At 41.2% G+C, this 641-nt stretch carries 1 protein-coding gene; it reads left to right on the forward strand.

All coding sequences use genetic code 11. The annotated features are described in order from the left end of the window. The first annotated feature begins 133 nt into the window (after positions 1 to 133). Entirely contained in the window at positions 134 to 490 is a 357-nt protein-coding gene (locus tag S1OALGB6SA_RS03515; protein ID WP_124032579.1) for a helix-turn-helix transcriptional regulator, read from the forward strand. The last annotated feature ends 151 nt before the right edge of the window (positions 491 to 641 follow it).

Genomic DNA, 641 nt, shown 5'->3' on the forward strand with positions numbered 1-641 from the left:
ACGGTTTTCAGTCTCTTGCCCGCTTAAAAGCGGGACTTTGAAAAAGTGTGTCAAGTACTCATTCAGAATATTTAATATAATTTATTGTACTGATTGCCCCTTTTATGTCAAGAACAAACATATAATTTCTTTCATGAAGATGCGTTCTTCACTGGCTAATAATCTGATACTCCTTAGAAAAAAATATGGATTAACTCAAGAAGATCTTGCCAAGCGCTCAGGAGTTTCTAGACGTTCTATTGCTTTGTACGAAACAAAAGGAATAAATCCGCCAGTCAATAGCCTTCAGAAAATCGCACAAGCCCTTAATATAACTATTGAACAACTTGCAGGCTTTGAAAAGAATACTTCAGAAATAGAGTCCCCTTTTGCTTCCGTTGATTCAAGAACACTTAGAAGACTTAAGCAAATTCTCTCTCTTACTCCTGAACAAAGACACGTGGTTTATACGGTTGTCGATTCTATGATAATGAAGAACAGAAAGGAATAACGCCCCCCAGTTCACCCCAAGCCCCCTTTACGGCCTTGAGAAGTGATGCCGAAGGGAGGAACACAGCGCCCCCAACGAATCCCGAGCCAGCCAAGTCGCCCTTTGGCCATCCATGGCCATAAGGCTAAACAGAACATGCGTTATTGCTAGT

Source organism: Olavius algarvensis spirochete endosymbiont (assembly GCA_900608495.1).
In the GTDB taxonomy this organism is placed as follows: Bacteria; Spirochaetota; Spirochaetia; order DSM-2461; family DSM-2461; genus UBA2779.

What these genes read in the sequence shown, in the direction of transcription:
- S1OALGB6SA_RS03515 (WP_124032579.1), top strand. Translation starts at nt 134, where the DNA reads ATGAAGATGCGTTCTTCACTGGCTAATAATCTGATACTCCTTAGAAAA.